Raw genomic sequence first — 5000 nt, 5'->3', positions numbered from 1 at the left:
CAACGTGCGTGGGTTCGGGCCTCCATCCAGTGTTACCTGGACTTCACCCTGGACATGGGTAGATCACCTGGTTTCGGGTCTACGACCACATACTCAATTCGCCCTATTCAGACTCGCTTTCGCTGCGGCTCCGTCTCTTCAACTTAACCTTGCATGGGATCGTAACTCGCCGGTTCATTCTACAAAAGGCACGCCATCACCCATTAACGGGCTCTGACTACTTGTAGGCACACGGTTTCAGGATCTCTTTCACTCCCCTTCCGGGGTGCTTTTCACCTTTCCCTCACGGTACTGGTTCACTATCGGTCACTAGGGAGTATTTAGCCTTGGGAGATGGTCCTCCCAGCTTCCGACCGGATTTCACGTGTCCGGCCGTACTCAGGATCCACTCAGGAGGGAACGAAGTTTCAACTACAGGGTTTTTACCTTCTATGACGGACCTTTCCAGATCGCTTCATCTACCCCGTTCCTTTGTAACTCCATGTTGAGTGTCCTACAACCCCAAGAGGCAAGCCTCTTGGTTTGGGCTATGTCCCGTTTCGCTCGCCGCTACTCAGGGAATCGCGTTTGCTTTCTCTTCCTCCGGGTACTTAGATGTTTCAGTTCCCCGGGTCTGCCTTCAATACCCTATGTATTCAGGTAAAGATACTGCTCCATTACGAGCAGTGGGTTCCCCCATTCGGAAATCTCCGGATCAAAGCTTACTTACAGCTCCCCGAAGCATATCGGTGTTAGTCCCGTCCTTCATCGGCTCCTAGTGCCAAGGCATCCACCGTGCGCCCTTTCTAACTTAACCTAAATGGTTATACTCTTATTAAATAAGAGAGAAAAACTATAATGGCGTTTCTCGGTTTTACTTTGACTTCTTCTTACGATTATCTAGTTTTCAAGGAACAAAATATAATGAGAGAAATTGCACTCTCAAAACTAAACAAACAAGTAACAGTCAACGTTTTATCAGTCCACAAGGACTGCATTATCCTTAGAAAGGAGGTGATCCAGCCGCACCTTCCGATACGGCTACCTTGTTACGACTTCACCCCAATCATCTGTCCCACCTTAGGCGGCTGGCTCCTTACGGTTACCCCACCGACTTCGGGTGTTACAAACTCTCGTGGTGTGACGGGCGGTGTGTACAAGGCCCGGGAACGTATTCACCGCGGCATGCTGATCCGCGATTACTAGCGATTCCGGCTTCATGTAGGCGAGTTGCAGCCTACAATCCGAACTGAGAATGGTTTTATGGGATTGGCTAAACCTCGCGGTCTCGCAGCCCTTTGTACCATCCATTGTAGCACGTGTGTAGCCCAGGTCATAAGGGGCATGATGATTTGACGTCATCCCCACCTTCCTCCGGTTTGTCACCGGCAGTCACCTTAGAGTGCCCAACTGAATGCTGGCAACTAAGATCAAGGGTTGCGCTCGTTGCGGGACTTAACCCAACATCTCACGACACGAGCTGACGACAACCATGCACCACCTGTCACTCTGTCCCCCGAAGGGGAAAGTCCTATCTCTAGGAGTGTCAGAGGATGTCAAGACCTGGTAAGGTTCTTCGCGTTGCTTCGAATTAAACCACATGCTCCACCGCTTGTGCGGGCCCCCGTCAATTCCTTTGAGTTTCAGCCTTGCGGCCGTACTCCCCAGGCGGAGTGCTTAATGCGTTAGCTGCAGCACTAAAGGGCGGAAACCCTCTAACACTTAGCACTCATCGTTTACGGCGTGGACTACCAGGGTATCTAATCCTGTTTGCTCCCCACGCTTTCGCGCCTCAGCGTCAGTTACAGACCAGAAAGCCGCCTTCGCCACTGGTGTTCCTCCACATCTCTACGCATTTCACCGCTACACGTGGAATTCCGCTTTCCTCTTCTGTACTCAAGTCCCCCAGTTTCCAATGACCCTCCACGGTTGAGCCGTGGGCTTTCACATCAGACTTAAAGGACCGCCTGCGCGCGCTTTACGCCCAATAATTCCGGACAACGCTTGCCACCTACGTATTACCGCGGCTGCTGGCACGTAGTTAGCCGTGGCTTTCTGGTTAGGTACCGTCAAGGTACCGGCAGTTACTCCGATACTTGTTCTTCCCTAACAACAGAGCTTTACGACCCGAAGGCCTTCATCGCTCACGCGGCGTTGCTCCGTCAGACTTTCGTCCATTGCGGAAGATTCCCTACTGCTGCCTCCCGTAGGAGTCTGGGCCGTGTCTCAGTCCCAGTGTGGCCGATCACCCTCTCAGGTCGGCTACGCATCGTCGCCTTGGTGAGCCGTTACCTCACCAACTAGCTAATGCGCCGCGGGCCCATCTGTAAGTGTCAGCCGAAACCGACTTTCAGCTTTTCCTCATGAGAGGAAAAGGATTATCCGGTATTAGCTCCGGTTTCCCGAAGTTATCCCAGTCTTACAGGCAGGTTGCCCACGTGTTACTCACCCGTCCGCCGCTAACCAAAAGGTGCAAGCACCTTAAGATTCGCTCGACTTGCATGTATTAGGCACGCCGCCAGCGTTCGTCCTGAGCCAGGATCAAACTCTCCAAGAAAGTTGATATAGCTCATTTTGTTACGTTGGCTTAGCTTTTTAATAAAAGCTAAAAAATTTGTTTGTTGACGTTCTTGTTTGTTTAGTTTTCAAAGAACAATTTTAATAGCGAAGTGACAAAAACCATCATACCATGCAACTTCATTATAGTCAACATAAAATTTCATTTAAGTTTTTACGTTAAATACCTCACGAAGCAGCTTTTCAATAATAACACCATTGGTGTATTAATGCAATATAAAGTTTTTCGCTTTTCTCTTAAGAAGAGAATTTAAAAGACTAAAAGTCTTTCGCCTGGCAACGTCCTACTCTCACAGGGACAAAGTCCCAACTACCATCGGCGCTGAGAAGCTTAACTTCCGTGTTCGGTATGGGAACGGGTGTGACCTTCTCGCCATTGCTGCCAGACTATTTATTTTGAGGTTTCATTCCCTCAAAACTAGATAATTTCAGAAGAAGTGTGTAAAACGAGTTCGCTTTTAAAAATTGGTTAAGTCCTCGAACGATTAGTATCAGTCAGCTCCACATGTTACCACGCTTCCACCTCTGACCTATCAACCTGATCATCTTTCAGGGTTCTTACTAGCTTGACGCTATGGGAAATCTCATCTTGAGGGGGGCTTCATGCTTAGATGCTTTCAGCACTTATCCCGTCCGCACATAGCTACCCAGCGATGCCTTTGGCAAGACAACTGGTACACCAGTGGTGCGTCCATCCCGGTCCTCTCGTACTAAGGAAAGCTCCTCTCAAATTTCCTGCGCCCACGACGGATAGGGACCGAACTGTCTCACGACGTTCTGAACCCAGCTCGCGTACCGCTTTAATGGGCGAACAGCCCAACCCTTGGGACCGACTACAGCCCCAGGATGCGATGAGCCGACATCGAGGTGCCAAACCTCCCCGTCGATGTGGACTCTTGGGGGAGATAAGCCTGTTATCCCCGGGGTAGCTTTTATCCGTTGAGCGATGGCCCTTCCATGCGGAACCACCGGATCACTAAGCCCGACTTTCGTCCCTGCTCGACTTGTAGGTCTCGCAGTCAAGCTCCCTTGTGCCTTTACACTCTACGAATGATTTCCAACCATTCTGAGGGAACCTTTGGGCGCCTCCGTTACTCTTTAGGAGGCGACCGCCCCAGTCAAACTGCCCACCTGACACTGTCTCCCACCCCGATCAGGGGTGTGGGTTAGAATTTCAATACAGCCAGGGTAGTATCCCACCGACGCCTCCACCGAAGCTGGCGCTCCGGTTTCTCAGGCTCCTACCTATCCTGTACAAGCTGTACCAAAATTCAATATCAGGCTACAGTAAAGCTCCACGGGGTCTTTCCGTCCTGTCGCGGGTAACCTGCATCTTCACAGGTACTATAATTTCACCGAGTCTCTCGTTGAGACAGTGCCCAGATCGTTACGCCTTTCGTGCGGGTCGGAACTTACCCGACAAGGAATTTCGCTACCTTAGGACCGTTATAGTTACGGCCGCCGTTTACTGGGGCTTCGATTCAGAGCTTCGCTTGCGCTAACCCCTCCTCTTAACCTTCCAGCACCGGGCAGGCGTCAGCCCCTATACTTCGCCTTGCGGCTTCGCAGAGACCTGTGTTTTTGCTAAACAGTCGCCTGGGCCTATTCACTGCGGCTCTTCGAGGCTATTCACCTCAAAAAGCACCCCTTCTCCCGAAGTTACGGGGTCATTTTGCCGAGTTCCTTAACGAGAGTTCTCTCGCTCACCTTAGGATTCTCTCCTCGCCTACCTGTGTCGGTTTGCGGTACGGGCACCTTTTATCTCGCTAGAGGCTTTTCTTGGCAGTGTGGAATCAGGAACTTCGGTACTATATTTCCCTCGCTATCACAGCTCAGCCTTTACGGTAAGCGGATTTTCCTACTTACCAGCCTAACTGCTTAGACGCGCATATCCAACAGCGCGCTTACCCTATCCTCCTGCGTCCCCCCATCACTCAAACGATAAAGAGGTGGTACAGGAATATCAACCTGTTGTCCATCGCCTACGCCTTTCGGCCTCGGCTTAGGTCCCGACTAACCCTGAGAGGACGAGCCTTCCTCAGGAAACCTTAGGCATACGGTGGATGGGATTCTCACCCATCTTTCGCTACTCATACCGGCATTCTCACTTCTAAGCACTCCACCAGTCCTTACGGTCTAGCTTCAACGCCCTTAGAACGCTCTCCTACCACTGACACCATACGGTGTCAATCCACAGCTTCGGTGTTACGTTTAGCCCCGGTACATTTTCGGCGCAGAGTCACTCGACCAGTGAGCTATTACGCACTCTTTAAATGGTGGCTGCTTCTAAGCCAACATCCTGGTTGTCTAAGCAACTCCACATCCTTTTCCACTTAACGTAAACTTTGGGACCTTAGCTGGTGGTCTGGGCTGTTTCCCTTTTGACTACGGATCTTATCACTCGCAGTCTGACTCCCACGGATAAGTCTTTGGCATTCGGAGTT

The 5000-nt window shown here is 50.9% G+C and carries 4 rRNA genes (2 of these 4 cut by a window edge); all 4 read right to left on the bottom strand.

Going from position 1 to position 5000, the window contains the following annotated elements:
• Window positions 1–796 (bottom strand): 23S ribosomal RNA (locus QFZ31_RS33725); it reaches 2142 nt to the left of the window's first position.
• Between the two features lie 190 nt (window positions 797–986).
• Window positions 987–2536, bottom strand: a 16S ribosomal RNA gene (locus QFZ31_RS33720).
• A gap of 291 nt (window positions 2537–2827) precedes the next feature.
• A 5S ribosomal RNA gene (gene rrf, locus QFZ31_RS33715) occupies window positions 2828–2943 on the bottom strand.
• A 78-nt stretch (window positions 2944–3021) separates the two neighbouring features.
• A 23S ribosomal RNA gene (locus QFZ31_RS33710) occupies window positions 3022–5000 on the bottom strand; it runs 959 nt beyond the window's last position.
• The 16S, 23S and 5S rRNA genes sit together here, the layout of an rRNA operon.

The organism is Neobacillus niacini (assembly GCF_030817595.1).
Classification (GTDB): Bacteria; Bacillota; Bacilli; order Bacillales; family Cytobacillaceae; genus Neobacillus; species Neobacillus niacini_G.
Note: the sequence above shows the minus strand (reverse complement) of the source record. Positions and strands in the feature narration are given on the sequence as shown.